Below are 25,520 nucleotides of genomic sequence, written 5' to 3'. Positions count from 1 at the left end.
AAAACAAAGATAAGTATTGCATCTAATTCTGAGAAAGCAATTCGAGTAATTCATTAGTATCGACTTATTCGATGGGGCTATGGTGAGGTCCCTGTCACTCTTGGTGGGTATACTCGTCCTCCTGGTGGCCGCTGCGCCGGTGCAGGCTGCCGTTGGGGGTACCGTCGAGGACGCTGACACCGTCCGGAACGGTGCCGTCGAATCGACAACTGCGAACGAGACCACAGCGACACAGCCCGATGGTCCGAACGGTACCGCCGGGACGGACGCCGAACCAGTCCGTCTCGTGATCACGTTCGTGAACGACTCGGCGAGGCGAGCGGCGGACCTCGACGAGGCCGAACTCGGGGTGACCGTCACGGGTGGTCGGGAGGTCGACTTCATGCCGGTCCTGTTCGCGACCGCACCGCGGTCGTCGACAGAACAGTTGCGGGCACGGACAGGTATCGAGACCGTCGTTATCGACGGGCAGATCACGACTCCAGAGACGGTCCCGACTACCCGGCCGCCGAACGTCGGGAGCGCACAGCGTCAGGTGACGCCGTGGGGAATCAGCAAGATCGGTGCTCGGAGTGCTGCGAGTCGGACCCGAGCATCAGCACAGGAGGAGGTGACTGTCGCAGTTCTCGACGCTGGCGTCGACTACGACCACCCCGATATCGGCGACAACGTCGAGTGGGGCGCGAGCTACGTCAACGGCATCGAACGCGAGGGGCTGGCCGCTGCGGACGACCGGGCCGGCCACGGGACCGCCGTCGCGGGGATCATCGCTGCCGAGGACAACAACCGGGGTGTCGTCGGCGTCGCGCCGAACGCGGAACTGTATTCCATCCAGGTTCTGGACCAGTTCGGCTTCGGCTACTACAGCTGGTGGGTCAAGGGGATGGATTCGGCCCTGAAAGGGCCCGACGATACGTTGGGGACCGAGGACGATGCCGATATCCTCTCGATGAGTATCGGGGGCCCGTACTCACAGCCGAACCTGGACAACGCGGTCGAACGAGCCGACGACCACGCCATCGTGGTCGCAGCAGCGGGCAACAGCGGTGACGGCGACGTCACGACGAACGAAATCAGCTATCCCGCAAAGTACGACGAATCCCTGGCGGTGGCCGCCACGGCCCGGAACGACAGCACGACGACGTTCAGTTCGGAGGGTCGTGAAGTCGACGTCGCCGCACCCGGATATCGTGTCGAGACGACGAGATTACACGGCGGGACGCGAAGTTTCGGTGGGACCTCCGCCGCGACGCCGTACGTCTCCGGTGTCCTCGCGCTCATGCTAGCCAAGGACCTCGAAGATGGGCAGCGCGACCAGACCGACGCTGAACTCGTCCGGCGACTCCGTGGGACCGCCGTCGATATCGAAGCGGCCGGGGACGATTACAAGGCCGGTGACGGCCGGGTCGCAGCGAACAGGGCGCTGACGGCGAACTCCGCACCCACAGCCGACGCGGGGACAGACCAGCGTGTCGCCGAACAGTCGCTCGTCCAGTTGGACGCCAGCGGGTCCACCGACGCCGACGGCGATACGCTCACCTACGCCTGGCAACAGACCGCGGGGCCGACGGTCTCGCTATCACAGGCGGGCACCGCGCGCCCGACGTTCACGGCCCCCTCTGTGTCGAGCGAGACCACGCTGTCCTTCGAGGTGACCGTCGCGGACGGGAACGGTGGGTCGGTAACCGACTCCGTCGACGTCGTCGTCGAGTCGAATTCGAGCAGTCCCGATCCGGGGCGGTACGATATCGACGGGGACGGAACGCTGGAACTGGCGGACCTGCACGCGATCATCGACGCCTACAACAGGGAGATGACCGTCGACGGGAACCCGGTGACGGCCAGCGACGTCACCGAGGCAATCGCGATCTACAACTCCTGAGGGGCCCAGCGGACGATCGTCGCCTCGGCGGCCCTGCTCGGGCAACCCCCGAGCAGTGTCGAACAGTCTTGTAGCGGGCCGACGTATGGCCGGCTATGATCCGTGACCGGGACCGCGAGCGTGAATCGGCAGCGACGCGTGTCGCGTTCGACTGTCTCGAAGCCGGTATCGAGAGCGCTCACCCCGATAGTGTCGTGCCCGACGCCGTCTCCGTCACAGGAGCCACGCTCACGGTCGCCGGCGAGACCTTCGATCTCCGGGCGTACGACTCGGTCGTCGTCTTCGGCGGCGGGAACGCAGCGGGACACGTCGCCGCTGCACTGGAGGCCGTCCTCGGTGACGTACTCGACGGAGGGGTCGTGGTCACCGACGATCCGGTCGAGACCGCGCGCGTCGAGGTACTGCCGGCAGACCACCCGTTACCGAGCGAACGCGGTGTCGAATCGACCCGGCGGTTGTTGGACCTGGCCAGGGAGGTCGACGAGCGTACTCTCGTCCTGGGTGTGATTACGGGCGGCGGCAGTGCGTGCATGGTGGCGCCACGTGGCGTCTCGCTGTCGGACCTCCGAGCGACGACGACTGCGTTGCTCGACGCGGGGATTCCGATCGAGGACGTCAACGCGGTCCGCAAGCACCTCTCGGCGGTCAAGGGTGGGCAGTTGGCCCGCGAACTGGCCCCTGCCAGGGTCTGTGGTATCGTGTTTAGCGACGTCGTCGGCGACGACCTGTCGGTCATCGCCAGCGGGCCGCTCGTGTCGGACCCCTCGACGTACGAGGACGCGCTGGCCGTCCTCGACGGAACAGACGCCGAGATTCCTGTGACAGTCCGGGAGTACCTCCGACGCGGTGCGGGGGGCGAGATACCCGAAACACCACGGGCTGGCGACTCGGCGTTCGACAGGGTGACCACGCACGTCGTCGCGAGTAACATGACCGCGCTCCAGGCCGCCAGCGAACGGGCCAGCGCAGCGGGATACGAACCGCTCGTGCTGACATCTCGACTCCAGGGAGAGGCACGAACCGCGGCCGGCACCCACACAGCTATCGCGGCGGAGAGCCGCGCCACCGGCACACCGCTGGCACCCCCCGCTGTTCTCCTCTCCGGTGGTGAGACGACGGTCACCGTCACCGGCGATGGCCAGGGCGGCCCGAACCAGGAGTTCGTCCTGGGAGGTGCCACAGCCCTCCCCAGCGAGAGCGTCCTGGCAGCAGTCGACACCGATGGCATCGACGGGGAGACGGATGCTGCAGGGGCGATCGTCGGGGCGGGCGAACTGACCGACAGGGGGGCTGTCGAGTCCGCGCTGGCTGCGAGTGACGCCTACGGACTGCTCAGCGAGGCGGACGCACTGATCGAGACGGGCCCGACTGGGACGAACGTCAACGACCTCCGGGTCCTCGTCGTCGAGTGAGTCGTCTCAGAGTGCCGAGACAGCGAGGATCGCGCTCTCGGCGGCCATATCGCCGTAGACGACTGACGCGTAGAGGCCGGTGAACAGCGTCGCGTTGTAGAAGCCGTGGACGAGCGAGGGGACGACGATGTTGTCGGTGTACTCGTAGCTCACGCCGAAGACCAGCGCCGGGAGGACCAGCAAGCTCACGACCAGCAGGTTCCCCGCGGTCGACCCGCCGGAGAGCGCCCAGAAGTGGAGGCCAGCGAAGAAGACGCTGGGGGCTAGAATACCGATAGTGGGGCCAAACACTGACCGGATCCGCCCCTGGACGACACCGCGGAAGAGAAGCTCTTCGCCGGGGCCAACGATGAGTATCGACGCCGGGATGAGGAGCAGGAGTACCTCGGGATTCTCCATCCCCGCCTCGGCGGCCGCGTTCGTCCCGGTGTCGACGGCGACCTGTGACGCGAGGAGCGACCCGCCGAGCGCTGCGCCCAGCGCCAGGAAGTATCCGACGACGACGACAGCGACGTCCCGGAACGACGGGAGCGACACTGGGATGTCGAAGTCCGTCCACGGACCGTCGATACCCAGGACGCCACGGATACTGGGTGCGATTCGCGGTCGTAACCTGACGTACGCGAGAGCGACTCCTGCGCAGCCGATACCCTGGACGAAGACGAGACCGACGACCAGCGCGAGCGTCGGGGTGAACTCGATCCCGAGCCCCCAGATGAGGATCGCGAGCGCGAGTACCGTGAGGGCGGCGCCGAACGCGAGGCCGCCTGCGCCCAGAAGGAGCGCCGAGATCACCGTCGCAGCAGTCTGGAGGGTCGTCTGCTGGCTGTGAGTGCCTGCGGTTACCATAGATACCGACGACTAGCGGCGTCGCCCCCATAACAGTTCGTTTACAAGCGGTCTAGGAGAATGCCCCGGGGCTTGACCCCGAGGCGATTCACGAGACGCTCAGCGGTTTCGTTCGCCGGCCTCGACGGTCACGGCCAGCCAGTTCTCCTCGGGTGGCAGCGGGCAGGCGAACGTCTCGCTGTAGGCGCAAAACGGCGCGTAGGCGAGGTTGAAATCCAGCGGAATCTCCTGGTCGTCACTGAGGGGAGCTTCGAGTTCCAGTTCGAGGTAGCGACCGTTCTCGTAGGTCTGCTGACCGGTCGTCTTGTCCCGGAACGGGACGAACAGGCTCGTGGCGTCGTCGTCGGGCTGGCGGTAGCCGGCCAGCGAACAGTCGCTGCCGTCGACGGTGAACGAGAGTGTGGCGACCCGTTCGTAGGTGACGGCGGGACCGTTCGTCGTCTCCAGTTCCAGGATCTCTGGATCGTCGTGAACGGACACCGCCGCCGTGACGTAGTAGTCCGGGTCGGGTTCGTAGTACGCGAGCCCGTCGAAGCTGTCGCGCTCGCCGGGGGGAATCGGGGACTGGCGGTGCTCGGCGAAGAACCGGTCTTTCTCTGCACGGTTGGCACGAAGCTGCTCGGCCCACCCGTCTGGAACGTCGTTCATGGCTGCAGTTGAACGCGGCGTGGTTTCAGTCCGGCGGCTTGTCGTTCGTCCGCGACGACGGTCGGTTCCATTATCTGTGATCACCCTTCGAAACCGTCGAATCGTGGTCAATCTCTCCCTCTAGAGATCTCATCATTGATTCTTAGGGGGGTGGCATCCACTCCTTTTTACGCCTCTTCAGGAACTGGACAAACTCGAAAGAACGTCCCAGCGGTGTTCTTGCAGCGAAACAGCCCATACATTCTTATGATCGGCCACAAGATATATGTGCAACGGGGTGAGGAATGGTGGAAACATTCTACAGCATACTCGGGGTAGATCCCGGCGACGGAGCCGAGCGTATCGAACGGGCCTATCGGGAACTCGTCAAAGAGCACCATCCGGACGTGAGCGACGACGCGGACGCTCCAGAACGGTTCAAGCGACTGACGACTGCCAGAGACGTCCTGACGGACGAGGACGAGCGTGCACGGTACGACCGGTTGGGTCACGAGGCCTACGTCAGCGACAGTCAGGCTTGCAGCAGTTGGCAAGCACCGTCCGGAGCGTCTGGGGGGGCCTCCGGAACCGTCAGCAACGCCGCCAGCCAGTCCAGCACGGGGCGTAGCGACCGGGGCGGGCCGACCGCACGAACCTCGACGCCGAACCAGCAGACCAGGGGCGGAACGACCGCTTACGGGACGGCCGCGAACTACTACACGCCGAGGCAACGGGTCCGTTCGGAACAGGCACCCGGTATCGGGTCGGTCCTCTCGACCCTCCGTGAGGTGGAGACCGCGTTGCTCGTCCACGCACTCTTGCTCGTGAGTTCGTTCGTCGTCGGCGGAATCTTCTTCGCGGCCGGCATCGTCGGCGCGCTGTCACCGTTCGTGAGTGCCGTACTGGGCGTGTCGATGATCGGGATCACCCTGTTCGTCTCCGCACTGCACGTCGTCTCGAAGGTGTAGGCCCACCCCGAAGGGAAACCCGTTTTTCTCCCCGTCTCGAACGCGGGGTATGAACGTACGTACGGTTGCTGACCTCGGTCCGGACGAGCGAGCGGCGCTGTTCGACCGGGATGCAGGTGTCGACGCTGTCCGGGACGACGTCCGCGATATCGTCTCACAGGTCCGCCAGGAGGGTGACGTCGCGCTCCGCCGGTTCGCCAGCGAGTTCGACGACGTCGAGGTGGGGAACGTCGATATCACGGACGCCGCCGAGCGGGCATACGATGAGATCGACGACGACGTGCGCGAGGCGATCGAACACGCCGCCGCCAACATCCGCGCGTTCCACGAACGGCAGGTGCCCGAGGACTGGCGCGAGACCGTCGACGGCCGCGAACTGGGGCGGCGGTTCAGACCGCTGGACAGCGCCGGCGTCTACGCGCCGGGCGGCACCGCCGCCTATCCGTCGAGCGCGCTGATGGGCGTCATCCCGGCGAAGGTCGCGGGTGTCGACCACGTCGCGGTCGCGACCCCGCCCGCCGAGACGGTCAACCCCGTCACACTGGCAGCCATCCACGTCGCGGACGCCGACGCGGTCTACCAGGTCGGTGGCGCCCAGGCGATCGCCGCACTGGCCTACGGGACCGAGACCGTCAGCGCGACAGACATCGTCGTCGGGCCGGGCAACCGGTGGGTGACTGCGGCGAAGGCCGAGGTCCGCGGTGACGTCGCCATAGACTTCCTGGCCGGCCCTTCGGAGATCCTCGTCGTCGCCGACGAGACGGCGGACCCCGACCACGTCGCGGCCGACCTCGTGGCCCAGGCCGAACACGACGAGAACGCCTCCGTCGTGGCTGTGACCGACGACGTGGACCTTGCCGATGCAGTCGTCGAGGCCGTCGACGAGCAGGCCACGGGACGCGAGCGGGAGGCGGTCATCCGCAGTGCGCTCGACAACGACGCCTCGGGCGTCCTGCTCGCTCGCTCGATGAGCGAGGCCGTCCTCTTCGCCGAGGAGTACGCCGCCGAGCATCTCTCGATCCAGGCCGACGACGAGGAGGCATTGCTGGAGCGGATCCCCTCTGCCGGATCGGTCTTTCTGGGACCCTACAGCCCGGTCGCTGCCGGCGACTACGCGACGGGCACGAACCACGTGCTCCCGACTGGCGGCGGCGCGCGTGTGACCGGTGGGCTCTCGGTGGATACGTTCGTCCGCTCGACGACGGTCCAGCGCCTCTCTGCGGACGCGCTGGCGGACCTCTCGGAGACGGTGACGACGCTGGCCGAGGCCGAGGGCCTGGAGGCCCACGCCGAGAGCGTCCGCAGACGGTTCGAGGATTGATACGGACGTGTGCCAGACGCCGTCAGGGTTAACAGGGTCCGGCGCGCATCTGGGTGTATGAGCAGTACCGCCGACGACGGAGACCCCGAACCCGACCCGGAGCGGACAGCCGTCGCCGTCAGCGAGGAGGCGGCCGAGGAGGCTCTGGACCTCCTGGTCAGCGAGGACTTGGACACCGACGTGGCCGGCCTCCGTCTGTTCGTCCAGCAGGGAGGGTGTGCGGGACTCTCCTACGGGATGCGTTTCGAGCACGAACCGGAGGACGACGACACCGTCTTCGAACGCAACGGCCTGCGCGTCTTCGTCGACGGCGCGAGCCTGAACTACGTCGAAGGGTCGGTCTTGGACTACGAAGGCGGACTCCAGGGCGCCGGATTCCACGTCGAGAACCCCAACATCGTCAGCGAGTGTGGCTGTGGCGAGTCGTTCCGTACCTGACTTTTTATTGCAACTTACAATCGATAATTTTATCCTGAGTGCGAGTGGCTATCAGCGTACAGTAGCCATGTCAGATACGGCCGACTATGGGGGGAAACCGCGCCAGTGCGTGGCCGAGAGCGACCCGTGTCCGCGGTGTGGCACCGAACTATCGAAGCAAAACCTGCAGGGGGTCGTCGGGAAAGGTGGGGTCTCCGCGATCGCCCGCTGCGGAAACTGCCACCTGCTGTGGTCGCCCTCGATGGGCTGGTACGGTGACGAAGGCGACGATCGCTGACGGGCCTGTCTATCCGCGATCGCTGGGGCGTGAGCCCCGGACGACTGATCAGTCCTCCAGTTCGAAGGCCACGACGACCTCGGCCTGATACTCCCGGTTCTCGACACTCCCGATCTCGACGCCCAGCTCCTCCACCTCGACCCATTTGAGGTTGTCGAGTGTTCGCTCCGCGCGCTCGATAGCGTCGTCGGCGGCGGCGTCGAAACTCTCCGGACTCGTCCCGATGAGGGTGATCTTCTTGAACACCATGGCATGTTACCGTGCCACACGATCAGACATAAAACTACGGAAAGGGGTGGTCTACGGAGCGGCGGTCAGGAGCCGCTGTCCCCGCGTGCGTTCCGGTCGAGCCACCCCTCGACGTGACCGACGACGTCGGTGAGGTGTCCGGTCCCCCAGGTCGCGACGATGACTGCACCGATCGTGTCGAAGACCAGATCGAGCATCGTGTCCTGCAGGCCGTACTGCGTGAGGACGCTGTCGTTACCCGTCGCCGTCGCGAGCAATCCCAGCGAGAACTCGATGACCTCCCAGAGGACACCGAAGGCCATCACGAACAGCAGGACGAACACGAACGTGAACCGCGGCGGGAAGTTCAGGTCGGGCGTGTGCTGTTCGAGTGCTCTGACCGTCGTATAGCCGACGGCGGCGACGACCGACGACGAAAGTGCGTGCGTGACGTGGTCCCAGCCTGGGACCGTCGCGTAGAAGTTCTGTTCGGCTCCGGGTAGGCCGACGACCCCGACAGCGTGGAGGAACACCGCCGAGGAGATCCACAGCGTCAGTGCAGGGTCGAGCGTGATGTTGTAGTCCCGTTCGAGAATCGCCGGTAGCTGTGCCACCAGCAGGCCGACGCCGGTGTTGACGATGATGCCAGTACTCCCGCGCTCGATCCCGATGGCGAAGAGGCCGACCATCGCGAACATCATCCCTCTGGAGAGCCGGGCCTGCCACCTGTCGCTGATGCCGAACCGGTCGCGGAGCCTCATTGGTCGACGGCCACCTCCTCGGGAACCCGTTCGACACCGACCTGCCGGCTGACGTAGATGGCGAAGATGATGCCAGCCCCGACTCCGGCGACCGTCGACGCGACGAACTCCCACATCAGCGCCTCCTCGATGGCGTGTTCGGAGAGGGCCGGGTCGAGCAGGAACGTCGTTCCAAGCAGCGAATCGGCAGCCCACCGGGTCACGGCCCAGGCCCCGGCAGTCGCCATCGTCGCGACGACGACGAACGCGACGGAGAACCGCGGTGTCATCCGGACCGGCGTGAACACGTGGAGTTCGACGGCGATGATGAGCGCGATGGCAGCCACCGAGAGGTACTTCGCCAGGTTGCCCGTCACCTGGACGGTCGCGAACATCCGGCCCACGACCGGGAGCGCGGCGAGCAGGAGGATCTCCCAGGGTAACATCGCGTTCCGGTGGCGCAGTGCCACGGGCGGGAAGAGCGCGAGTGCGGCCAGCCCTGCGGCGAAGCCGGCCCAGAGCAGGTCCCCCTCCAGGAAGCTCCTGACGACCACGGCTATGATGATCGCGACGACGACCCAGCTAGCGACGGCGTTCGCTCGTTCGTCTCGGAGTAGTCGTCGGACGTCGCGGTCCATACCTGGTGGAACGACCGGACGAGGAAAGAAGTATCGCCCGCTCACAGTGCGCCGAGCGCGAGCGCGTAGGCCACTGCCGCGACGGTGACGGCTGCGAGCCCGGTCACGACGGTCGAGAGCCAGTCGACGCCCTCACTGAACGGCCGGACGGGAGCTCCGATGGCGCCCAGTGCGAGGACGCTGAACACGAAGTGGGCGGACTGTTCGAGCGTCGGGGCTGGAAGCACGAGCGCGGCCGCGGCGTAGCCGACACCGAACGACGCGCGCGGGTGGACGAGCCTGACGAGCGATCTGCCGGTGGCATGCGCGTAGGCGTACACCGCCAGCCAGACCGTACTCAGTTCGATAGCGAACGCGGCTAGAAGGTGCAGCGTCGGGTCCGGGTGGAGGACGACGAGTTCGGTGACGACCGGGATGTCGAGCGGATAGAGCAACGGCGGGGGCGACCCCGTGAACAGGTCACCGAAGGGGTGCGAGAGCAGCCCGACGAGCGCGAGCGGGGCGAGCGTTCGTGGTCTGATGTCGAGGCGGCCGGCGAACATCGTGACGGCGATGCCCCCCATCGCGAACACGAGGGTGACGACGCCGCCGACGAGACCGCTGTAGAGCGTGGCCATACCGACCAGGAGGGCGACGAGCGACAACGAGAGCAGGCGCCGCTGGGCCGTCCCACTGTGCCAGAAGACGGCCGCTCCCGCCAGTATCGCGCCCATCACGAGCGAGTGCGTCGGGCCCCGATGGATGACGTTAGCGGTCTCCCAGAACACGTCGGGGCCGACGGTCCCGGCCGAACTGAGTAACAGCCCGACCGGCGCGTAGACCACGTCGACGTCGGGCACGGCGGCGAACAGTCCCGCGACCGCGCCGTACTGCAACGCTCGCTGTGGTGCCACGCCGCGGCGCTGTGCGACGAGGACGACGAGGGCGAACGCTACCAGCCCGTGGCCGACGAACATACCAGCAGTTCTCGGTCGAGCGGCTTAACTGTCGCGTGTCAAACAGTCTCGGTGTCCGGACGGGAGGGAACGGCGCGAAAACGACCACCATCTGGTACTTTTCCGGGGCAAATCCCGCTTTCTGTCACGGAAACGCGTCATCCAGCCCGCAGTTCTCCGTCTGTTCCGATGTGTTATTAGGGCCGGACTCCCCAACGGGCAACAACAGATGGCTATCGCAGAGTCGGTCAGGGACCGAGGACGCCTGTTCGTGGAGCAACCCGGCGTCGTCGCAGTCGCGGCGGTCGTCGGCTACCTCCTGTTGGACCTCCTCGTCAAACTGAGTGGAACGAACGTCTTCTTCGGGGGAATCAAGCTCATCGGCGGGACACTCACCCTCTCCTCGCTGGGAACGATGGTGTTAGACGGCATCCTCGTCGGGTTGGCAGTCGGGCTGGCCGGGATCGGCCTCTCGATGACCTACAGCATTCTGGATTTCGCGAACTTCGCACACGGGGACACGGTGACCGCTGGCGCCTTCTTCGGGTGGGTTGTCGCGTACGTCCTGGCCGGGCTGGGTGGGGCGCCGCTCGCACGGCTGTTCCTGTTCGACTCCGGGCAACAGTTGAGCGCGCTCACGACGCTCCTGCCGGTGCTTGTCGGACTGGTCGTCGCCGCCGTCGGCAGTGTGGCGCTGGTCCTGTTGATCGACCGGCTCACCTACCGCCCGATGCGTGACTCGGGCAACATCTCTTTGCTCATCGCCTCTATCGGTGTGGCGCTCGCGCTCCGATACGGCATCGCGTTCGTGTTCGGGACCCAGACCAGCGGCGTCGCGACGAGCGGCCTTCAGATCACGCTGTTGGCGCTCCCCTCGGGAACCATCACCATCACGGACAACGAACTGACCCTGCTCGTCGTCTCGCTGCTCCTCATGCTCGGTGTCCACGTCCTGCTCCAGCGGACCACGCTCGGGAAGGCGATGCGGGCGATGGCCGACAACGAAGACCTCGCGCGTGTGACCGGTATCCCCACCGAGCGCGTGGTTCGGCTGACGTGGATCCTCGGCGGCGCGCTCGCCGGCGTCAGCGGTTATCTGCTCGTCCTGGAGAGCGGCACCATCTCGTTCAACTTCGGCTGGATCCTCCTGTTGCTCATCTTCTCGGCGGTCATCGTCGGGGGCATCGGCTCCATCTACGGGGCGATGGCCGGCGGCGTGCTCATCGGCCTCGTCGACAGCATGGCCCTGATCTGGCTCCCGTCCGGGCTGACGAAGGCTGCCGCGTTCTTCGTGCTCATCGTCGTTCTGCTACTGCGCCCGTCGGGCATCTTCTCGGGGGTGACCACCGCATGAGCGCCGTCGACCTCCGGACGCGACTCGACGACCTGCCCGATGCGGCCCTCGTGGTCGGACTGCTCGCGGGTATCTGGGCGCTCCTGGCCGTCCTGGCCTTCCTCGTCGGCGGCCAGCAGTGGACCAACCTTGCGGCCGGCTTCGTCGGCAGCGTCACCATCCTCGTGGCGGCCTACGCCATCCTCGTGCTCGCGCTGAACCTCCAGTGGGGGTACACCGGGCTGTTCAACATCGGCGTCGCCGGCTTCATGGCCGTCGGCGCCTACACGACGGCCATCCTGACGGCGCCGGTCGATCCCGGTCCCGGCGGCGTCCCCGGATTCGGCCTCCCGCTCTGGGTCGGCCTGGTCGGCGGCATGGTCATGGCGGCGATTGTCGGCGCTATCGCCGCGCTCCCGGCGCTGCGGCTCAAGGCGGACTACCTCGCTATCGTCACGGTCGCGCTCTCGGAGATCATCCGGCTGTTCGTCAACTGGGGCGGCGTCGCCGAACTCCAGTTCTTCGGCGCCCGCTTCGGGACTGGCGGCGGGACAGGCATCTCGTTTGCCTCGCCGAGCGGCGTCGTCTCCGGGCTCGTAAACGGCCCGGGACAGCCACTCGTCGCTGCAGCAGCGGGGCTCGGTATCTCCGGGCCGAACGTCGTCAACATCACCTACGGCCTGGTCCTGCTGGCCGTCGTCACCGGGTCGTACTGGGTACTCTCTCGGCTCGTGAACTCGCCGTTCGGGCGCGTGTTGAAGGCCATCCGCGAGGACGAGACCGTCACGCAGTCCCTGGGAAAGGACACGCGGCTGTTCAAGATCAAGGCGTTCATGATCGGTTGTGCGCTGATGGGGCTGGCCGGCGCGCTGTTCCGCGGCCAGGCCGGCTACATCAGCCCCCAGCAGTTCCGGCCGGCGATCACCTTCTACGTCTTCGCCGCGCTCATCATCGGCGGCTCGGGCTCGAACACTGGCAGCGTCCTCGGCGCGGCGACGTTCGCCGCCCTGCTGTTCTACGTCCCGGCACGCCTGGGCGAGTACGCGCCGGTCGGCGGGAGCGGCAGTCCAGGGAACATCGTCGAGGCCGTCGCCGCACTGGGCTCGCTGGATCCGCTACCCCTGCTGGCGTACACGGCCGGCAACATCAGCACCCTCCGGTTCGTCCTCATCGGCGTCGTGCTCATCCTCATCATCCAGCGCCAGCCCGACGGGCTGCTCGGCCATCGGACGGAGCCGGCCAGCAGCGTTCCGCTGGACCGGCGTGGCGACGGGTCCGGAGGTGACGCCGATGAGTGAAACGGTCCCCGAAGCCGAGACCGACGTCGACGAGGGGCCCGCCGTCGAGAGTGCCGCCATCGACGCCCCACTACTGGAGGTCGACGGCCTCCGGAAGGAGTTCGGCGGCGTCACGGCCGTCGACGGGGCCTCCTTCGCCGTCGAACCGGGCGCGCTCACGGGGCTCATCGGCCCCAACGGCGCGGGGAAGTCGACGACGTTCAACTGCATCACCGGCGCCCACACACCCACCGACGGGACGGTCCGCTTCGACGGCCAGGACATCACCGGGTTCCCGCCGTACGCGGTCGCCAAGCGTGGCCTCGTCCGGACCTTCCAGATCGCACGGGAACTCTCGGAGATGACCGTCCTGGAGAACGTGATGCTCGCGCCGCCGGATCAGGTCGGCGAGTCCGCGCTCCGGGCGGTCGTTCCCGGCCTCCGTGACGGTGTCAGACGCGACGAGAGCGACGTGGTCGAACGCGCCTGGGAGACCCTGGAGTTCTTCGAGATCGACCACCTGGCCCACGAGAACGCCGGGAACCTCTCGGGTGGCCAGCGGAAACTACTGGAGATGGCCCGCGTGCTGATGACCGAACCCGAGATGGTCCTGCTCGACGAGCCACTGGCCGGGGTCAACCCCACCCTGGAGGAGAAACTGCTCGAACGAATCCACGACCTCCGGGAGGACGGGTTGACCTTCCTGCTGGTCGAACACGACATGGACGTCATCATGAACCACTGCGAGCACATCATCGTCATGCACCAGGGGAGCGTGCTGGCCGAGGGCGACGCCGAGACGATCCGCAACGACGACCGTGTGCTCGACGCGTATCTGGGAGGTGACGTATGAGTCCCGACGCACAGCGCTCGACCGAGGCGGACCTGCCCGACCCTGCCGAGAGCCTCCTCGCCGTTCGTGATCTGGACGCCGGTTACGGCGACCTCCAGGTGCTCGACGACGTCGACATGGACGTCGCCGACGAGGAGTACGTCGTCATCGTCGGCCCCAACGGTGCCGGCAAGTCCACCGTGATGAAGTCGGTCTTCGGACTGACCACCTACATGGGCGGGCAGGTCGTCTTCGACGGCCTCAACATCGAACAGCTCCGTCCCGACCAGATCATCCACGAGGGGATCGGCTACGTCCCACAGACCGACAACGTCTTCGAGACGCTCAGCATCCGCGAGAACCTGGAGATGGGCGCGTACATCCTCGACGAGGTGCCCGAAGACCAGATCGAGGCGGTCTACGACCGCTTCCCCATCCTGCGCGAGCGCTCCGAGAAGAAGGCCGGGACCCTTTCGGGCGGCCAGCGCCAGATGCTCGCGATGGGCCGGGCGCTGATGCTCGATCCGGACCTCCTCTTGCTCGACGAACCCTCTGCCGGACTGGCACCGGACCTGGTCGACGAGATGTTCGACCGCATCGACGCCATCAACGACGACGGGACGGCCGTGCTGATGGTCGAGCAGAACGCCAAGGAGGCGCTGCGCCGCTGTGACCGAGGGTACGTCCTCGTCCAGGGGCAGAACCGGTATCAGGATACCGGCGACACCCTGCTGAACGACCAGCAGGTCCGCCGGGAGTTCCTGGGCGGCTGATCGGCGGGGTGGAAAAACGGTCGTGTGTCGGGTTACTGGCTCAGTGCGCTGTTGAGCTGTGAGGTGTAGGAGGACTGCTGGGACTCGAACCCGATCTGGTTGAGGACGGAGCCACCGGCCTCCTGGAAGGCCGTCGCGAAGCTCTCCTGCAGTGCCTGCCCGTAGCTGTTGTTGAGGTACAGCGTCGCGGCCGTCGACGCACCGAGTTCCTCGGTGGCGACCTGGGCCAGCACCTGACCTTGCAGCGCGTCGCTCGGGGGCGTCCGGAACATGTAGTCGTCGTCCTCCAGCGACGTGATGGCCGGCGACGTCGAGGCCGGTGAACAGGCGACGACGCCGTTGTCGACCAGCACGTTGTTGGCGACCTGGATGGTCGACTCGGAGCTCGCCGCTCCGGTGATCATCGGGTAGCCGGCACTCACCAGCGAGTTCGCCGCCTCGATGGCGGCCTGGGCGCGGGACTGGGTGTCACCGACCTGCGTGTCGAACGTGAAGTCGACCTCACCCTCTAGCTGACGGGCCGGCAGGAGCGCGGCGTCGCGGATGGCGACACCCAGTGGCCCCAGATCGCCCGTCTCCGGCTGGAGGACGCCCAGTCGGATGGTGCGCCCGCTGTCGGAACCGCTGGCGGACGGTTCCGGCTGTGGGATGTCCCCGGAGCCACCGAAGTCGATTGTCTGCTGGGTCTCGTACCCCTCGGAGTTGAACCCGAAGACCTGATATCGCGCGGAGGTGATGTCGCCGTTCTCGTCGAAGTTGACGTTGCTGGAGGCACCCTGGTACTCGATGTTCTCGCCGGCGGCAGCCGCCTCGACTGCCTCGGCCAGTTCCGACGGGCCGTAGCTCGTGCCGCCGGGGTTGGCGACCACGCGCATGTGGTCGCGGATGGCCTCGCCGTCGTTCTCGCCGGCCATGACGTTGGCGAGGATCTGGACCGCGCTGGCGTCGTAGGCCTGCGAGGTGAACACGCCGGGTTCGTCGTAGTCGAACTCCGACGTGAACAGGTTCGCGAAGGTCTCCCGGCCGGGCCCGGAAGAGGTCGGTGCCGTCCCCATCACGTTGGACATGTCGTTGCCGACGTTGCCGGGGAGGTCAGACGACTGCAGCCCGTCGGTGACCAGGATGTCGACGTCGTCGTCGTCGTAGTCCGAGTAATAGTCCTTGAACAGCTGGACGCCGCTCTGTGGATACCCGACGACGATGAGGACGTCGGGTCCGACGGAACTGCCGCCGTCGCCACCGTCCCCACCGTCGCCACCGGAACCGCCGTCGCCGCCATCGCCACCGTCGCCCCCGGAACCGCCGTCGCCGCCGTCGCCGGAGCCGCCATCACTGCCGCTGCCGCCGTCGGCCTGCTCGGTCGTACATCCCGAGAGACCCATGATACCGATCGTACTGAGCGCGCCCGTGCGTTTCAGGAAGCGTCGTCGACTGCTGTCGCGAGTCATAGTCACCCGTCGTTGTACCCCAACGTAGAAATATGTTGTCTGTCGACCAACGTTGCACGGGGCTATACGTGTCGATACTGCGGGACTACTGCGCCCGTGCTGTCAGGGAGCCAGCCGGTTCTTTCGGTTTTTCATATGCTCCTCGTAGTGGTCGAACGTGATTGGACACCAGTCAGCAGCCAGTTCGAGGAGTCGCTCTGTCATATCCCTGATCTCCCACTGGCTGTCGGCCGCCGCTCTGAGATCCGCGACGTGCATCAGCATCCGGGCGTTCATCGACATGACGATGTTGACCTTCGTCCCGATGGGGAGGACGAACCGGGCGTCCTCGGGGGGCATCCCCAGGTCGAGCAGTTCCTGGTAGGATTCGACGGCGTGTTCGATGGTGTCGTTGAACACTTCGGTCCGTCGCTGGACGGTTTCCTCGTCGACGTCACCGGTCTTCTGGTTGCGCCCCACCCAGTCGGGGTCGGTCGCCGACGGCGGCGTGACGACGAGTTCGCCCTCCCGGACGTCGGCCGGGTCGACGTCGTCGAAGGCGACGTACCGCATCGACTGGACGTCGAACGAGACGTGGCGATGGCGCGTGATCTGTGCCATGCAGGACCGGGAGACGCCCTTCACGGCGAAGGTGATCTGTGGGTGCTCGAACGGGCCGAAGTGGCCGTGGTCCAGCAGGTGCCCGATGAGCGTCTCCTTCTTCGCCTCGATGTCGTCGCCGTCGACGGTCTCCATCGTCGCCGCGAAGGACTGTCCGCCGACGAACTCCCCACTGTAGTCGTTCCGGGCCGCCTTGCAGATGAGCTCTTCCGGGTCCGACGTGGCTTCGAGTACCGTGACTTCCATACCGGAGGGGTAACCCGGAGCGGGATAATTCTTTCCGGGTAGCTCTTTCGGCCTGGCGCGTCTGGCATCCGATATGGATATGTCGACGCTGACGACCCTGGGTGCCATCGTCGCCTTGCTCGCCGCGAGTGCGTTCTTCTCCAGCAGCGAGACGGCGCTGTTTACGGCCTCTCGGGACTCACTGACCGCAGTCGCCGAGTCCGACGCTCGCGCCGCCGCTGTTCTGGACGTCCTCGCCGATCCGCACCGCCTCCTCGTGACCATCCTCGTCGGGAACAACGTCGTCAATATCGCGGTATCGAGCCTGCTGACCGCGCTCCTCGTCGAGCGCGTCGAGTCCGGCGTCGCGGTCGTGGTGACGACCGTCGTCGCGAGCAGCGTCATCCTGATCGCCGGCGAGATCGTCCCGAAGTCCTACGGGCTCGGCCACGCCCAGTCCCACGCGCTCCGTGTCGTCCGCCCGCTGCGCTACGTCGAACTACTGTTGTACCCCGCGGTCGTCGGGTTCGACCTCCTGACGCGACAGATCACGGCCCGGGTCGGTGGCCAGCAGGCCATCGAACAGCCCTACGAGGACGACGGCGTCAGCGAACGCGACCGACCAGCCGACCGATAGCTGCCCGGGTTCGCCCGCCGAAGTCGCGGACCGTATACTTCGACCAGTAGAACTCCACCGTCCCCCAGGACAGCACCGTCCCGAACGCCGTCGTGGCGAAGGCCAGGTCGCTGAACCGCACCCACGATGGCGCGACGTACAGGAGGCCGTTGGCCACGAGCGGTGGAACGGTGGCCTTGAGCGCGAGCCAGAACCGCTCGTCCAGCGGCCTGGTGACGTCCGAGGCACGCTCGGTCTCACCCTCGTCGACGCGCTGGACGACCTGGGTCGCGTTCGCGTCCGCGTCCTGGACTGCTCGTCGGTACCGCGCGGCGGGACCACCGGCGCTCTCGTCGCCAGTGCCGAGCCGTTCGACGTCGTAGGGCATCCCGACGTCGGCCGACCAGACGACCGCGTTCCCCGGCCCGATCTCGGCGACGCGGTCGCCGTGTGAGTCCACGACGAGGGTGGTACCGTCGGGCAGTCTGTCGGCGTCGCGGGGCCACTGCATCCGGGCGTCCCGCCAGTGCCAGCTCAACGTCCAGCCGTCGTCAGCCCGTCTGTACTCGACGATCCGGCCGTTCTCGGAGTCAGCGACGAGGACGCTCGGGCCGCCACGCCGCGGCGGGATGTAGTCGGGGTTGTGCTGTTCGTAGAGGATCCCGTGGCGCTCGTCGGTGCCGAGCGTCGCGTCCTCGTCGACGGTCCAGCCGTCCGGGCTCTCTTCGAGGAAGATCACCTCGTCCATGTTGCGCGGGCTGACCATGATCCGACCGTCCGGGAGCAGTTCGACGTCGTTGATGTGGGTCCAGTCGCCGGGCTTGCCGCCCTGCGAGCGGTCGTAGTGAGCGGAAGCGTTCCAGCGCCACTCGACCTCGCCGTCACGCGTGTCGACGGCATAGACGCCGTCGTTGACGATGTCGGCGACGACCAGGTGGGTCTCGTTGATCCGGTCGACATCGTGCCAGCGCGCCGAGTAGAGGTTGGGGGTGAGCTTGCTGTAGACGGTCTCGTGCTCGCCAGTGGTGAGGTTGACGCGCTCGACGACGTTGCGCGTACAGGGTTCGCCACCGACCGGCTCGCAGGTCTCGTCGCCGAAGTGGTCCGCGGCGACGTACTCGACGGTGTAGCGCGTGCCCGGTACCGGGTCGACGTCGAAGTAGACCCGATAGGTGTCGTTGTAGTAGACGAGCGACCCGTTGGGCAGGAACGCCGCCAGTTCAGCCTGTTCGTCTGTGACGTAGAACCCCTGGGTCGCGACCACGGTGAGGTTCCGGTCCATCCCGGCCACCGCACGGGAGACGCGGCCGGTCGACCAGTTCTGCCCACGCGGCGGTCGCTCGGCGGCGGTCTCGAAGCGCGCCTCCACGTCGATCGACAGCCGACCGTCGGTCACGACCGTGCCGTTCTGTGTGGTCGGTGCGGCCTGCGCGCTGGGGCCGGCAGCGCCACCTGTAGTTGTCATGTACGAGTACCCCACGGCACCGACTGACAGGACGAGTACTCCAAGAAAGACCGCGCGGACGGTCAGGCGTCGACGACTCATCTCTCGGGTAGTCGAAAGCGGGTCGGCATAAAGGGTCTTGGGTAGAGTAAAACTGCGACGGTACCGTTTCAGGCTCCGTCCCACTCCGCACGACAGGTTTCGTCACAGAAGTGGGCTGACTGGACGGAACCGTCCTCGACCCAGGTGATGACGCGATGCGTGGCTTCGTTGACGATGGCGTCGCCACACGTCGCACAGTTCGGCGCTTCGTCCTCGTCGATGTCCTCGTGGTGATCCGATGTCGGGTCGACCATCTTATCTGAGCGTCGGTGTCACCCTACTTAATCCCACATATCCGTCCCGAGTACTCGGGAGTTCACCGGGTCGGGAGAGCACCAGCGTGACAAATGTATGCACATCTACAGTTATCGTGTCAGCGCGCGTCTTGTTCGGTATGAATTTCGGAAGATTCGTCTGGATCGATTCGAAGAACCGAGCTCGCGCCCCGGTTCGGCTCGTGGTCGGGTTCTTCCTGATCGCACTCGTCGCTGTAGTCGGAACCGTCGTGGCTGAGCTCACACTGCGTACGCTATGGCCGTCGATTCCGTTCGCGTACTACCTCGTCGGGACGACGGTCGGACTGGGATTGGGAGCACTCGTCGGTGTCGCTGTCGTCGCTCGCTATATCGACAGGCGGTCCCTGGCGGGCTACGGGCTCCAAGGGAACCGTGCCTGGTGGCGTGATCTGGGTGTCGGTGTCGCCCTCGCGACGACAGCCCAGGCCGTCGTAGTCGGTATCGGGCTGGCAAGCGGCTGGGCCGTCGTCACGGAGACGGTCGTCGCGGGGTCTGGCGGGTTCGCGCTGGCGATGCTCGCCTCCCTGGCGCTGTTCGTGGTCGTCGGACTCTACGAGGAACTCGTCGTACGTGGGTTCGTGCTCACGAACATCGCCGAGGGCTTCGCGGGATACGGTGCGACAGTGGCGGCCGTCATCGCTATCGTCGGTTCGAGTCTCCTGTTTGGCGCCATCCATTTGGCGAACGCGAACGCATCCCTCGTTGCAGTTGCCGGTATCGCCGTCATCGCCGTCACACTCGGGGTGAGCTACGTCTTGACCGGGCGGCTCGGACTCGCAATCGGGTTCCATGCCGCCTGGAACACGGCGATGGGCGTCCTGTTCGGATATCCCGTGAGCGGCTTCGAAGCGCCTGCTAGCGTCCTCGTCGTGGACTCGGTCGGCCCCACGATCTGGACTGGCGGCGCGTTCGGCCCCGAGGCCGGGCTACTGGGCGTGCTGGCAGCGGTGGTCGGCCTCGCAGGGGTCGTCGCCTACGTCAGACTCGTCGAAGGACGGATCGGTATCCATCCCGATCTATTCACTTCCGGCCGTCGCGGAGTGGCCGACAGCGGTGACATCATCGAGGCCACGACTGGCGGGGAGGGATCGACCGACGGGGACCTGGCTGTCGGCTACGAGTCGGACGTGGACTCGAGTCGATAATCCGACCTGTTCTGTTTTCGAAAGGGTTGGCCGCATCGGCGTGAAAGGGCCACTCGCTAGCCAGTGAACCGGACACGAGATACCTTCCTGCGAGTTTCACCGATACCGGATCACCGGTCTCTCGTGACACTTTCCCCCGGCGTCGTAGTCGCGCCGGTCGAGAGGACGACACCGGCGTTGAGGCTGGTGTTGATGGCCGTCTTGACACCGTCGCCGGCGACGACACCGAACTTCCGACGGCCGGTCGAGACCCGCTCGCCCTTGACGGTCATCCTGACGTCCTCGCCGTCGTGCCGGAGGTTCGCTACCTGGGTGCTCGCGCCGAAGTTGACGCCCGTCCCCAGGATGCTATCGCCGACGTAGGAGACGTGCGGGACGTTGGAGTCGGCACTGACGACGGAGTTCTTGATCTCCACGCCGTGGCCGACGTGGGTGTCCGCACCGAGCATCGTCGCGCCGCGCACGTACGCGTTCGGCCCCACGTGGGCCCCCGACCGGACGAGCGCCGGTCCCTCGATGACGACGCCCGGTTCGACGACCGCACCCTCCTCGACGACGACGGTCCCGCGGAGGTCGGCGTCGCCGCCCACCTCGCCGTCGATGCGGCGGTCCAGGTCGCCGAGTTTCCACTCGTTGGCTTCCAGCAGTTCCCAGGGTCGCCCGACGTCGAGCCAGCGGTCGACCTCGACTGCCGTGACGGTCCGCTCTTCGATGACCTTCGCGACTACGTCCGTGATCTCCCGCTCGCCGCGGTCGCTCAGCGGCACCTCCAGCCACTCGCGGGCCTCGGCCGGGAAGACGTACGCCCCGGCGTTGGCGAGTTCGGTCGGCGGATCGTCGGGTTTCTCGACGATGCCGGTGACGGTGTCGCCGTCCGTCGAGAGCACGCCGTAGTTCCGCGGGTCGGCCACACGGTAGGCAGCCACCGACGGCGCGGCGTCGAACAGTGCCGTCAGACTCGCCTCGTCGTAGAGGTTGTCGCCGTTGAGCACCGCGAACGGGCCGTCGATGTGGTCGCTGGCCGCGTCGACGGCGTCCGCCGTTCCCAACTGTTCGGTCTGGACGGCAAAGGAGACCGGGACGCCGCCGTAGCTGTCGCCGAAGTACGACCGGACCTCCCCGGCCTCGTAGCCGACGACGAAGATCAGTTCCTCGGCACCGGCAGCGATGGCGGTGTCGGCCGTGTGTGCCACGAGCGGGCGGTCCGCGACCGGCAGCATCGGCTTCGGGGTGTTCGCCGTCAGCGGTCGCATCCGCGTCCCCTCACCTGCTGCCAGGATCACTGCTTGCATGGACGGCGAGTCGTTCGGTCACCGAAAATAGCTATCGCTCTCGGCGTCCCGAGCAGTAACGATACGGCTGTGGCTCGCCGGTCGACGCCTCGTGAGAATGTGCTCGGTAGGGGATTTGAACCCCTGTCCTCGGCTGTCTTCCTCGCGGAGGGTGACTCCGTGAGCCGAAAGGCCAAGATGATTGGCCGGACTACACCAACCGAGCGCATCCTACTGTATCGGGTGCTCCGTTTTAATCCCATCGAAACGCCCGCTCCCTGTGTCGAGGTCACACCCTCGTCGTCCGTGGGTCGACGGCTACCTACCGCCACTCGACGTCGAGGACGTCGATCCGGGCACCACCGGCCGCCGATGTGCGAGCGCGGACTCGCCACCCGTGTGCGTCGGCGATGGTCTCGACGATCGCGAGCCCGAACCCGGTGCCGGTTTCGGTCGTGGAGAACCCGTGCTCGAACAGTTGCTCGGGCTCGACGTCGCCGAACCCGACACCGTCGTCCGCGACGTAGAACCCGCCGACGCTGTCCACCGGATCGAACCGCTCGACCGTGATAGTGATCTCCGCCCCGTCGGTCCGGCCGTGTTCGACACTGTTGCGAAAGAGGTTCTCGAACAGTTGCTGGAGGCGACTCGCGTCGGCGTCGACGACGCCCAGTGTACCGACAGCCAGCGTCGCGTCCTGCGTTCCCGCCGTCTCCCATGCGGTCTCGACGACCGATTCGAGAGCGACGCGCTCGGGGTCCTGGATCTGTTTCCCCTCCCGTGCGAGCTTCAGCACGTCGGTGATGAGTTCGTCCATGCGGTCGAGCGCCCCCGAGATGGCGTCGAGGTGTTCGCTATCGTACTCCTCTGCCAGGACGGTGGTACGCCCCATCGCGACGTCGAGTGGGTTCCGGAGATCGTGGCTGATGACGCTGGCGAACTGTTCGAGCCGTTCGTTCTGGCGCTCCAGTGCGCGCCGGTCGGCCAGGCGAGCACTGATATCGGTGATCGTGCCGACGTGGTACTGCCGGTCACCGACGGTGATCGCCGTCGTGTGTGTTTCGACCGGGAGTTCCGTCCCGTCGGCGCGCAGATGGGTCGTCTCTGCCCTGCGTGTGTCCCCCTCGTCGAACGACTCCCAGTAGTCGTCGAACCGGTCGGGGTCGACGGCTGGATTGATCGCCCAGATTCCCTCGTCGACGAGCGACTGGGGGTCGCGGTCGAGCATCTCCGCGTAGGTGGGGTTGACGTACCGGAACCGGCCGTCAGCAGCGTAGAGTGCGACACCGACACCGACGCCGTCGATCATCTTGGCGAATACAGAGTCGCTCCCCGCGGCTCCGGTCGCGACCACCTCTTCGATTCGTTCACGGAGGCGCCGCCCGAACTCCGGGAGGTCACGTGGCAGGAAGGCGGTGACGCCACCGTCGACGGCGCGGCTGGCGATGTCACCGTCCGTGGTTTCGGGAACCAGGATGAACGATATCGCCGGACTGCGGTCTCGAACTGCCTCGAGCAACGTGAGTCCGTCACCGTCGGCGAGGTCGTACTCACTGATCACGCAGTCGACACCGTCGAGTACTGTGAGCGCGCCGTCCAGGGTATCGACAGTCCTCACTGACCGATCCAGTATCTCCGGGGCTTCGGGATCGGCGCCGACATACAGGATGGTCTGCTCACTCACGGGGAAACCCACACGTATCCCGCTAAGGATGTAACGGTTATAAATAATCGGTGACGTTCCTGACCTCCGAGGGCGTCAGGCGGAGCTACTTACTTCCCTTCGAATTCGGGGTCCTCGTCGCCGAAGAAGGCGTTGATACCCTCGTGGACGTCCTCGGAGTTCACGACGTGGCCGAAGCCCATCGACTCGACCTCCAGGCCGGCCTCGTGGTTGTCCCAGCCCTTGTGCATCGCGCGCTTGGTGAACCGCTGTGCGAGCGGCGGGCCCCGTGCGAGCTGTTCGGTGTACTCGAGTGCGGCCGATTCGAACTCGTCGGGGTCGTACACTTCGTTCACGAACCCGTAGTCCGCCATCTCCTCGGCTTCGAAGTGATCGGCGGTGAAGATGATCTCCTTCGCACGGCCCATCCCGACGATGCGCTGGAGGCGCTGGGTACCGCCCCAGCCCGGGAGGAGACCGAGGTCGAACTCGGGCTGGCCGAACTCGGAGCGGGTCGTCGCGACACGGATGTCCGCACAGGTCGCTAGTTCCATCCCGCCGCCGAGACAGTAGCCGTCGATGGCGGCGACGACCGGCATCTCGATCTCCTCGAGCCGGCCGAACGTCTCCTGGCCGTGTTTCGAGAGTTCGACCGCGCCGAAGGGGTCGGCGCCGCCCCCGGCGATGCTCATGAAGTCCGCGCCCGCGGAGAACGCCTTCGACCCGGCGCCCCGGAGCAAGAGTGCACGCACGTCGTCGTCCTCCTCGACGACGTCGATGGCCGCGTCGAGTTCGTCGATGAGCTCTAAGCTGATGGAGTTCATCTGCTGGGGGCGGGAGAGCTCGATCTGTGCGACCTTGTCACCTGGGTACGTGAGCTCGATGGTGTCGAAGCTGGGTGCTCCCTGGCCGTCCTCGCCGCCGTCGTAGAACCCACCTTCCTCGACGACCGTCGAGAGGTGGTCGAACGGCTCGTAACGGGGATGGCCGGACTCCTCGTAGGCGGACTGGAGGGCGTCGGCGAGTTTCGCGACGCCGTACTCGTCGGCGAACTTCGCCGGCCCCTTCGGCCAGCGCCCGCCGAGTTTGACTGCGGTGTCGATCTCTTCGGGGGAGGCGACGTCGTCCCCGACGAGGTAGGCGACCTCGTTGGCCAGCACTGCGAGCAGGCGCTCCTTGACGGCCTCGCTGAACAGGTCGTCGTCCATCGGGACGTCGGCGCCCTCGCCGTCCTCGTAGTCGTAGAAGCCCTTCCCGGACTTCTTGCCGAACTCCTCGTTCTCGACCTTCTCGACCATCATCGGGCACGGCTCGTAGCGTTCGCCGGCGACCTCGTGCATGTAGTCGAGGACGTGGTAGCCGACGTCGATGCCGACGTAGTCCGAGAGTTCGAAACTCCCCATCGGCAGGCCGATGTCGAACTTCGTCGTGGCGTCGACCTCCTCGATGGTCGCGACGCCGTCGTGGACGAGCCACGCGGCCTCGTTCATCAGCGGGACGAGGATCCGGTTCACGATGAACCCGGGGACGTCCTTGCGGACGCGCACGGGTGTCTTCCCGAAGTCCTCCGCCAGGTCCTCGATCAGGTCCAGCGTCTCCGGGTCGGTGTGTGCACCGGAGATGACCTCGACGAGGTCCATCCGGATCGGCGGGTTGAAAAAGTGCATCCCGCAGAACTGGCCGGGGCGGTCGGTCACCTCGGAGAGTTTTGTGATCGAGAGGCTGGAGGTGTTCGTGGCGAAGATGGCCTCCGCGGGGGCGTACTCTTCGACCTCGTTGTAGACGTCCTCCTTGATCTCCATCTTCTCGGGGACCGCCTCGATGACGACGTCGGCGTCACCGACCGCTTCTTCGACCTCGACCAGCGGCGTGATACGGTCGAGTGTCGCGTCGGCTTCTTCCTGTGAGATCTGCTCTTTCTCGGCGAGCTTGTTCAACGACCACTCGATGTTGTCGTAGCCGTCCTGGACGAACTCGTCTTTGATATCTCGCATCCGCACGTCGTAGCCGGCCAGTGCGGCCACTTCGGTGATCCCGTGACCCATGTTGCCGGCACCCAGTACCGCGATCGTCTCGATGTCCTCGAAATCCATGACGTGTACTCCCACTCTCGGACCACGTTTCAACGTTTCTCTCGTTTCGAAACTTTGGTGGCGTTTATTGTGGTTCGCCGACCGCTC

Annotated in this window: 24 protein-coding genes and 1 tRNA gene; 11 read left to right on the top strand and 14 right to left on the bottom strand. The window is 66.2% G+C overall.

Annotated features, from left to right (window positions below):
* Positions 1-103 precede the first annotated feature (103 nt).
* Positions 104-1,882 (top strand): S8 family peptidase, encoded by a 1,779-nt coding sequence (locus tag Hhyl2_RS06710; protein WP_483549962.1) that lies wholly within the window; start codon positions 104-106, stop codon positions 1,880-1,882.
* 95 nt (positions 1,883-1,977) lie between these two features.
* Entirely contained in the window at positions 1,978-3,294 is a 1,317-nt protein-coding gene (locus Hhyl2_RS06705; protein ID WP_483549961.1) for a glycerate kinase type-2 family protein, read from the top strand.
* Between the two features lie 6 nt (positions 3,295-3,300).
* Here the strand turns inward: Hhyl2_RS06705 and Hhyl2_RS06700 are convergent, their stop codons facing one another.
* Both Hhyl2_RS06700 and Hhyl2_RS06695 read right to left on the bottom strand, forming a co-directional pair.
* On the bottom strand, positions 3,301-4,143 hold the full coding sequence (locus tag Hhyl2_RS06700; RefSeq protein WP_483549960.1) for a lysostaphin resistance A-like protein: 843 nt from the start codon (positions 4,141-4,143) through the stop codon (positions 3,301-3,303).
* Between the two features lie 99 nt (positions 4,144-4,242).
* Complete coding sequence (locus Hhyl2_RS06695; protein ID WP_483549959.1) at positions 4,243-4,791, bottom strand: DUF1684 domain-containing protein; 549 nt, start codon at positions 4,789-4,791, stop codon at positions 4,243-4,245.
* 284 nt (positions 4,792-5,075) lie between these two features.
* Between Hhyl2_RS06695 and Hhyl2_RS06690 the strand changes: the two genes are divergently transcribed.
* Genes Hhyl2_RS06690 through Hhyl2_RS06680 form a run of 3 tightly spaced genes read left to right on the top strand, consistent with a single transcriptional unit; the run spans position 5,076 to position 7,497 of the window.
* Complete coding sequence (locus Hhyl2_RS06690; protein WP_483549958.1) at positions 5,076-5,738, top strand: J domain-containing protein; 663 nt, start codon at positions 5,076-5,078, stop codon at positions 5,736-5,738.
* A gap of 49 nt (positions 5,739-5,787) precedes the next feature.
* Positions 5,788-7,059 carry a histidinol dehydrogenase gene (gene hisD / locus Hhyl2_RS06685; protein WP_483549957.1) on the top strand — a complete coding sequence of 424 codons (1,272 nt, stop codon included), beginning with the start codon at positions 5,788-5,790 and terminating at the stop codon, positions 7,057-7,059.
* Positions 7,060-7,116: 57 nt separating this feature from the next.
* Positions 7,117-7,497 (top strand): HesB/IscA family protein, encoded by a 381-nt coding sequence (locus Hhyl2_RS06680; protein ID WP_483549956.1) that lies wholly within the window; start codon positions 7,117-7,119, stop codon positions 7,495-7,497.
* Positions 7,498-7,822: 325 nt separating this feature from the next.
* Here Hhyl2_RS06680 and Hhyl2_RS06675 read toward each other — a convergent pair whose 3' ends face one another.
* The 4 genes from Hhyl2_RS06675 to Hhyl2_RS06660 all read right to left on the bottom strand — a co-directional run bounded on the left by Hhyl2_RS06675 (position 7,823) and on the right by Hhyl2_RS06660 (position 10,336).
* On the bottom strand, positions 7,823-8,023 hold the full coding sequence (locus Hhyl2_RS06675) for a dodecin (RefSeq protein WP_483549955.1): 201 nt from the start codon (positions 8,021-8,023) through the stop codon (positions 7,823-7,825).
* A gap of 65 nt (positions 8,024-8,088) precedes the next feature.
* Positions 8,089-8,763 carry a DUF2238 domain-containing protein gene (locus tag Hhyl2_RS06670; RefSeq protein WP_483549954.1) on the bottom strand — a complete coding sequence of 225 codons (675 nt, stop codon included), beginning with the start codon at positions 8,761-8,763 and terminating at the stop codon, positions 8,089-8,091.
* Entirely contained in the window at positions 8,760-9,380 is a 621-nt protein-coding gene (locus Hhyl2_RS06665) for a hypothetical protein (protein ID WP_483549953.1), read from the bottom strand. Before Hhyl2_RS06665 ends, Hhyl2_RS06670 begins: the two co-directional genes overlap by 4 nt.
* 41 nt (positions 9,381-9,421) lie before the next feature.
* Complete coding sequence (locus Hhyl2_RS06660; protein WP_483549952.1) at positions 9,422-10,336, bottom strand: metal-dependent hydrolase; 915 nt, start codon at positions 10,334-10,336, stop codon at positions 9,422-9,424.
* A 208-nt stretch (positions 10,337-10,544) separates the two neighbouring features.
* Between Hhyl2_RS06660 and Hhyl2_RS06655 the strand changes: the two genes are divergently transcribed.
* From Hhyl2_RS06655 to Hhyl2_RS06640, 4 genes are read left to right on the top strand one after another with little or no spacing between them, the layout of a single operon-like run.
* Entirely contained in the window at positions 10,545-11,669 is a 1,125-nt protein-coding gene (locus Hhyl2_RS06655) for a branched-chain amino acid ABC transporter permease (protein WP_483549951.1), read from the top strand.
* Positions 11,666-12,946 (top strand): branched-chain amino acid ABC transporter permease, encoded by a 1,281-nt coding sequence (locus Hhyl2_RS06650; protein ID WP_483549950.1) that lies wholly within the window; start codon positions 11,666-11,668, stop codon positions 12,944-12,946. Before Hhyl2_RS06655 ends, Hhyl2_RS06650 begins: the two co-directional genes overlap by 4 nt.
* Complete coding sequence (locus Hhyl2_RS06645; protein WP_483549949.1) at positions 12,939-13,778, top strand: ABC transporter ATP-binding protein; 840 nt, start codon at positions 12,939-12,941, stop codon at positions 13,776-13,778. Before Hhyl2_RS06650 ends, Hhyl2_RS06645 begins: the two co-directional genes overlap by 8 nt.
* Positions 13,775-14,530, top strand: a complete 756-nt coding sequence (locus tag Hhyl2_RS06640) for an ABC transporter ATP-binding protein (RefSeq protein ID WP_483549948.1) — start codon at positions 13,775-13,777, stop codon at positions 14,528-14,530. The genes Hhyl2_RS06645 and Hhyl2_RS06640 overlap by 4 nt, the downstream gene beginning before the upstream one ends.
* 32 nt (positions 14,531-14,562) lie before the next feature.
* Here Hhyl2_RS06640 and Hhyl2_RS06635 read toward each other — a convergent pair whose 3' ends face one another.
* Together Hhyl2_RS06635 and thyX are read right to left on the bottom strand one after the other, a co-directional pair.
* Positions 14,563-15,978 carry an ABC transporter substrate-binding protein gene (locus Hhyl2_RS06635; protein ID WP_483549947.1) on the bottom strand — a complete coding sequence of 472 codons (1,416 nt, stop codon included), beginning with the start codon at positions 15,976-15,978 and terminating at the stop codon, positions 14,563-14,565.
* A 102-nt stretch (positions 15,979-16,080) separates the two neighbouring features.
* Positions 16,081-16,824 (bottom strand): FAD-dependent thymidylate synthase, encoded by a 744-nt coding sequence (thyX, locus tag Hhyl2_RS06630; RefSeq protein ID WP_483549946.1) that lies wholly within the window; start codon positions 16,822-16,824, stop codon positions 16,081-16,083.
* A 73-nt stretch (positions 16,825-16,897) separates the two neighbouring features.
* Here thyX and Hhyl2_RS06625 point away from each other — a divergent pair, with 73 nt between their 5' ends.
* Positions 16,898-17,440 (top strand): CNNM domain-containing protein, encoded by a 543-nt coding sequence (locus Hhyl2_RS06625; RefSeq protein ID WP_483549945.1) that lies wholly within the window; start codon positions 16,898-16,900, stop codon positions 17,438-17,440.
* On the opposite strand, the gene Hhyl2_RS06620 is transcribed toward Hhyl2_RS06625, so the two are convergent.
* Positions 17,409-18,965 (bottom strand): aryl-sulfate sulfotransferase, encoded by a 1,557-nt coding sequence (locus Hhyl2_RS06620; RefSeq protein WP_483549944.1) that lies wholly within the window; start codon positions 18,963-18,965, stop codon positions 17,409-17,411. The genes Hhyl2_RS06625 and Hhyl2_RS06620 overlap by 32 nt on opposite strands.
* 68 nt (positions 18,966-19,033) lie before the next feature.
* Positions 19,034-19,219 carry a DUF7576 family protein gene (locus tag Hhyl2_RS06615; protein WP_483549943.1) on the bottom strand — a complete coding sequence of 62 codons (186 nt, stop codon included), beginning with the start codon at positions 19,217-19,219 and terminating at the stop codon, positions 19,034-19,036.
* Between the two features lie 140 nt (positions 19,220-19,359).
* Here Hhyl2_RS06615 and Hhyl2_RS06610 point away from each other — a divergent pair, with 140 nt between their 5' ends.
* Positions 19,360-20,406 (top strand): lysostaphin resistance A-like protein, encoded by a 1,047-nt coding sequence (locus Hhyl2_RS06610; RefSeq protein ID WP_483549942.1) that lies wholly within the window; start codon positions 19,360-19,362, stop codon positions 20,404-20,406.
* Positions 20,407-20,516: 110 nt separating this feature from the next.
* On the opposite strand, the gene glmU is transcribed toward Hhyl2_RS06610, so the two are convergent.
* The 4 genes from glmU to Hhyl2_RS06590 form a co-directional block, all read right to left on the bottom strand.
* Entirely contained in the window at positions 20,517-21,698 is a 1,182-nt protein-coding gene (gene glmU, locus Hhyl2_RS06605; RefSeq protein ID WP_483549941.1) for a bifunctional sugar-1-phosphate nucleotidylyltransferase/acetyltransferase, read from the bottom strand.
* A gap of 100 nt (positions 21,699-21,798) precedes the next feature.
* Positions 21,799-21,903, bottom strand: a tRNA-Glu gene (locus tag Hhyl2_RS06600).
* 96 nt (positions 21,904-21,999) lie between these two features.
* A complete protein-coding gene (locus Hhyl2_RS06595; protein ID WP_483549940.1) occupies positions 22,000-23,361 on the bottom strand; it encodes a sensor histidine kinase in 1,362 nt (453 codons plus the stop codon).
* Between the two features lie 89 nt (positions 23,362-23,450).
* Positions 23,451-25,433 carry a 3-hydroxyacyl-CoA dehydrogenase/enoyl-CoA hydratase family protein gene (locus Hhyl2_RS06590; protein ID WP_483549939.1) on the bottom strand — a complete coding sequence of 661 codons (1,983 nt, stop codon included), beginning with the start codon at positions 25,431-25,433 and terminating at the stop codon, positions 23,451-23,453.
* Positions 25,434-25,520: the final 87 nt, after the last annotated feature.

This window comes from Haloarcula sp. H-hyl2, from assembly GCF_056934385.1.
Note: the sequence above shows the minus strand (reverse complement) of the source record. Positions and strands in the feature narration are given on the sequence as shown.

What these genes read in the sequence shown, in the direction of transcription:
- Hhyl2_RS06660 (WP_483549952.1), bottom strand. Translation starts at nt 10,336, where the DNA reads ATGTTCGTCGGCCACGGGCTGGTAGCGTTCGCCCTCGTCGTCCTCGTC.
- glmU (WP_483549941.1), bottom strand. Translation starts at nt 21,698, where the DNA reads ATGCAAGCAGTGATCCTGGCAGCAGGTGAGGGGACGCGGATGCGACCG.
- Hhyl2_RS06690 (WP_483549958.1), top strand. Translation starts at nt 5,076, where the DNA reads ATGGTGGAAACATTCTACAGCATACTCGGGGTAGATCCCGGCGACGGA.
- hisD (WP_483549957.1), top strand. Translation starts at nt 5,788, where the DNA reads ATGAACGTACGTACGGTTGCTGACCTCGGTCCGGACGAGCGAGCGGCG.
- Hhyl2_RS06705 (WP_483549961.1), top strand. Translation starts at nt 1,978, where the DNA reads ATGATCCGTGACCGGGACCGCGAGCGTGAATCGGCAGCGACGCGTGTC.
- Hhyl2_RS06620 (WP_483549944.1), bottom strand. Translation starts at nt 18,965, where the DNA reads ATGAGTCGTCGACGCCTGACCGTCCGCGCGGTCTTTCTTGGAGTACTC.
- Hhyl2_RS06640 (WP_483549948.1), top strand. Translation starts at nt 13,775, where the DNA reads ATGAGTCCCGACGCACAGCGCTCGACCGAGGCGGACCTGCCCGACCCT.
- thyX (WP_483549946.1), bottom strand. Translation starts at nt 16,824, where the DNA reads ATGGAAGTCACGGTACTCGAAGCCACGTCGGACCCGGAAGAGCTCATC.
- Hhyl2_RS06615 (WP_483549943.1), bottom strand. Translation starts at nt 19,219, where the DNA reads ATGGTCGACCCGACATCGGATCACCACGAGGACATCGACGAGGACGAA.
- Hhyl2_RS06645 (WP_483549949.1), top strand. Translation starts at nt 12,939, where the DNA reads ATGAGTGAAACGGTCCCCGAAGCCGAGACCGACGTCGACGAGGGGCCC.
- Hhyl2_RS06635 (WP_483549947.1), bottom strand. Translation starts at nt 15,978, where the DNA reads ATGACTCGCGACAGCAGTCGACGACGCTTCCTGAAACGCACGGGCGCG.
- Hhyl2_RS06680 (WP_483549956.1), top strand. Translation starts at nt 7,117, where the DNA reads ATGAGCAGTACCGCCGACGACGGAGACCCCGAACCCGACCCGGAGCGG.
- Hhyl2_RS06700 (WP_483549960.1), bottom strand. Translation starts at nt 4,143, where the DNA reads ATGGTAACCGCAGGCACTCACAGCCAGCAGACGACCCTCCAGACTGCT.
- Hhyl2_RS06625 (WP_483549945.1), top strand. Translation starts at nt 16,898, where the DNA reads ATGGATATGTCGACGCTGACGACCCTGGGTGCCATCGTCGCCTTGCTC.
- Hhyl2_RS06670 (WP_483549954.1), bottom strand. Translation starts at nt 8,763, where the DNA reads ATGAGGCTCCGCGACCGGTTCGGCATCAGCGACAGGTGGCAGGCCCGG.
- Hhyl2_RS06675 (WP_483549955.1), bottom strand. Translation starts at nt 8,023, where the DNA reads ATGGTGTTCAAGAAGATCACCCTCATCGGGACGAGTCCGGAGAGTTTC.
- Hhyl2_RS06610 (WP_483549942.1), top strand. Translation starts at nt 19,360, where the DNA reads ATGAATTTCGGAAGATTCGTCTGGATCGATTCGAAGAACCGAGCTCGC.
- Hhyl2_RS06655 (WP_483549951.1), top strand. Translation starts at nt 10,545, where the DNA reads ATGGCTATCGCAGAGTCGGTCAGGGACCGAGGACGCCTGTTCGTGGAG.
- Hhyl2_RS06695 (WP_483549959.1), bottom strand. Translation starts at nt 4,791, where the DNA reads ATGAACGACGTTCCAGACGGGTGGGCCGAGCAGCTTCGTGCCAACCGT.
- Hhyl2_RS06590 (WP_483549939.1), bottom strand. Translation starts at nt 25,433, where the DNA reads ATGGATTTCGAGGACATCGAGACGATCGCGGTACTGGGTGCCGGCAAC.
- Hhyl2_RS06650 (WP_483549950.1), top strand. Translation starts at nt 11,666, where the DNA reads ATGAGCGCCGTCGACCTCCGGACGCGACTCGACGACCTGCCCGATGCG.
- Hhyl2_RS06665 (WP_483549953.1), bottom strand. Translation starts at nt 9,380, where the DNA reads ATGGACCGCGACGTCCGACGACTACTCCGAGACGAACGAGCGAACGCC.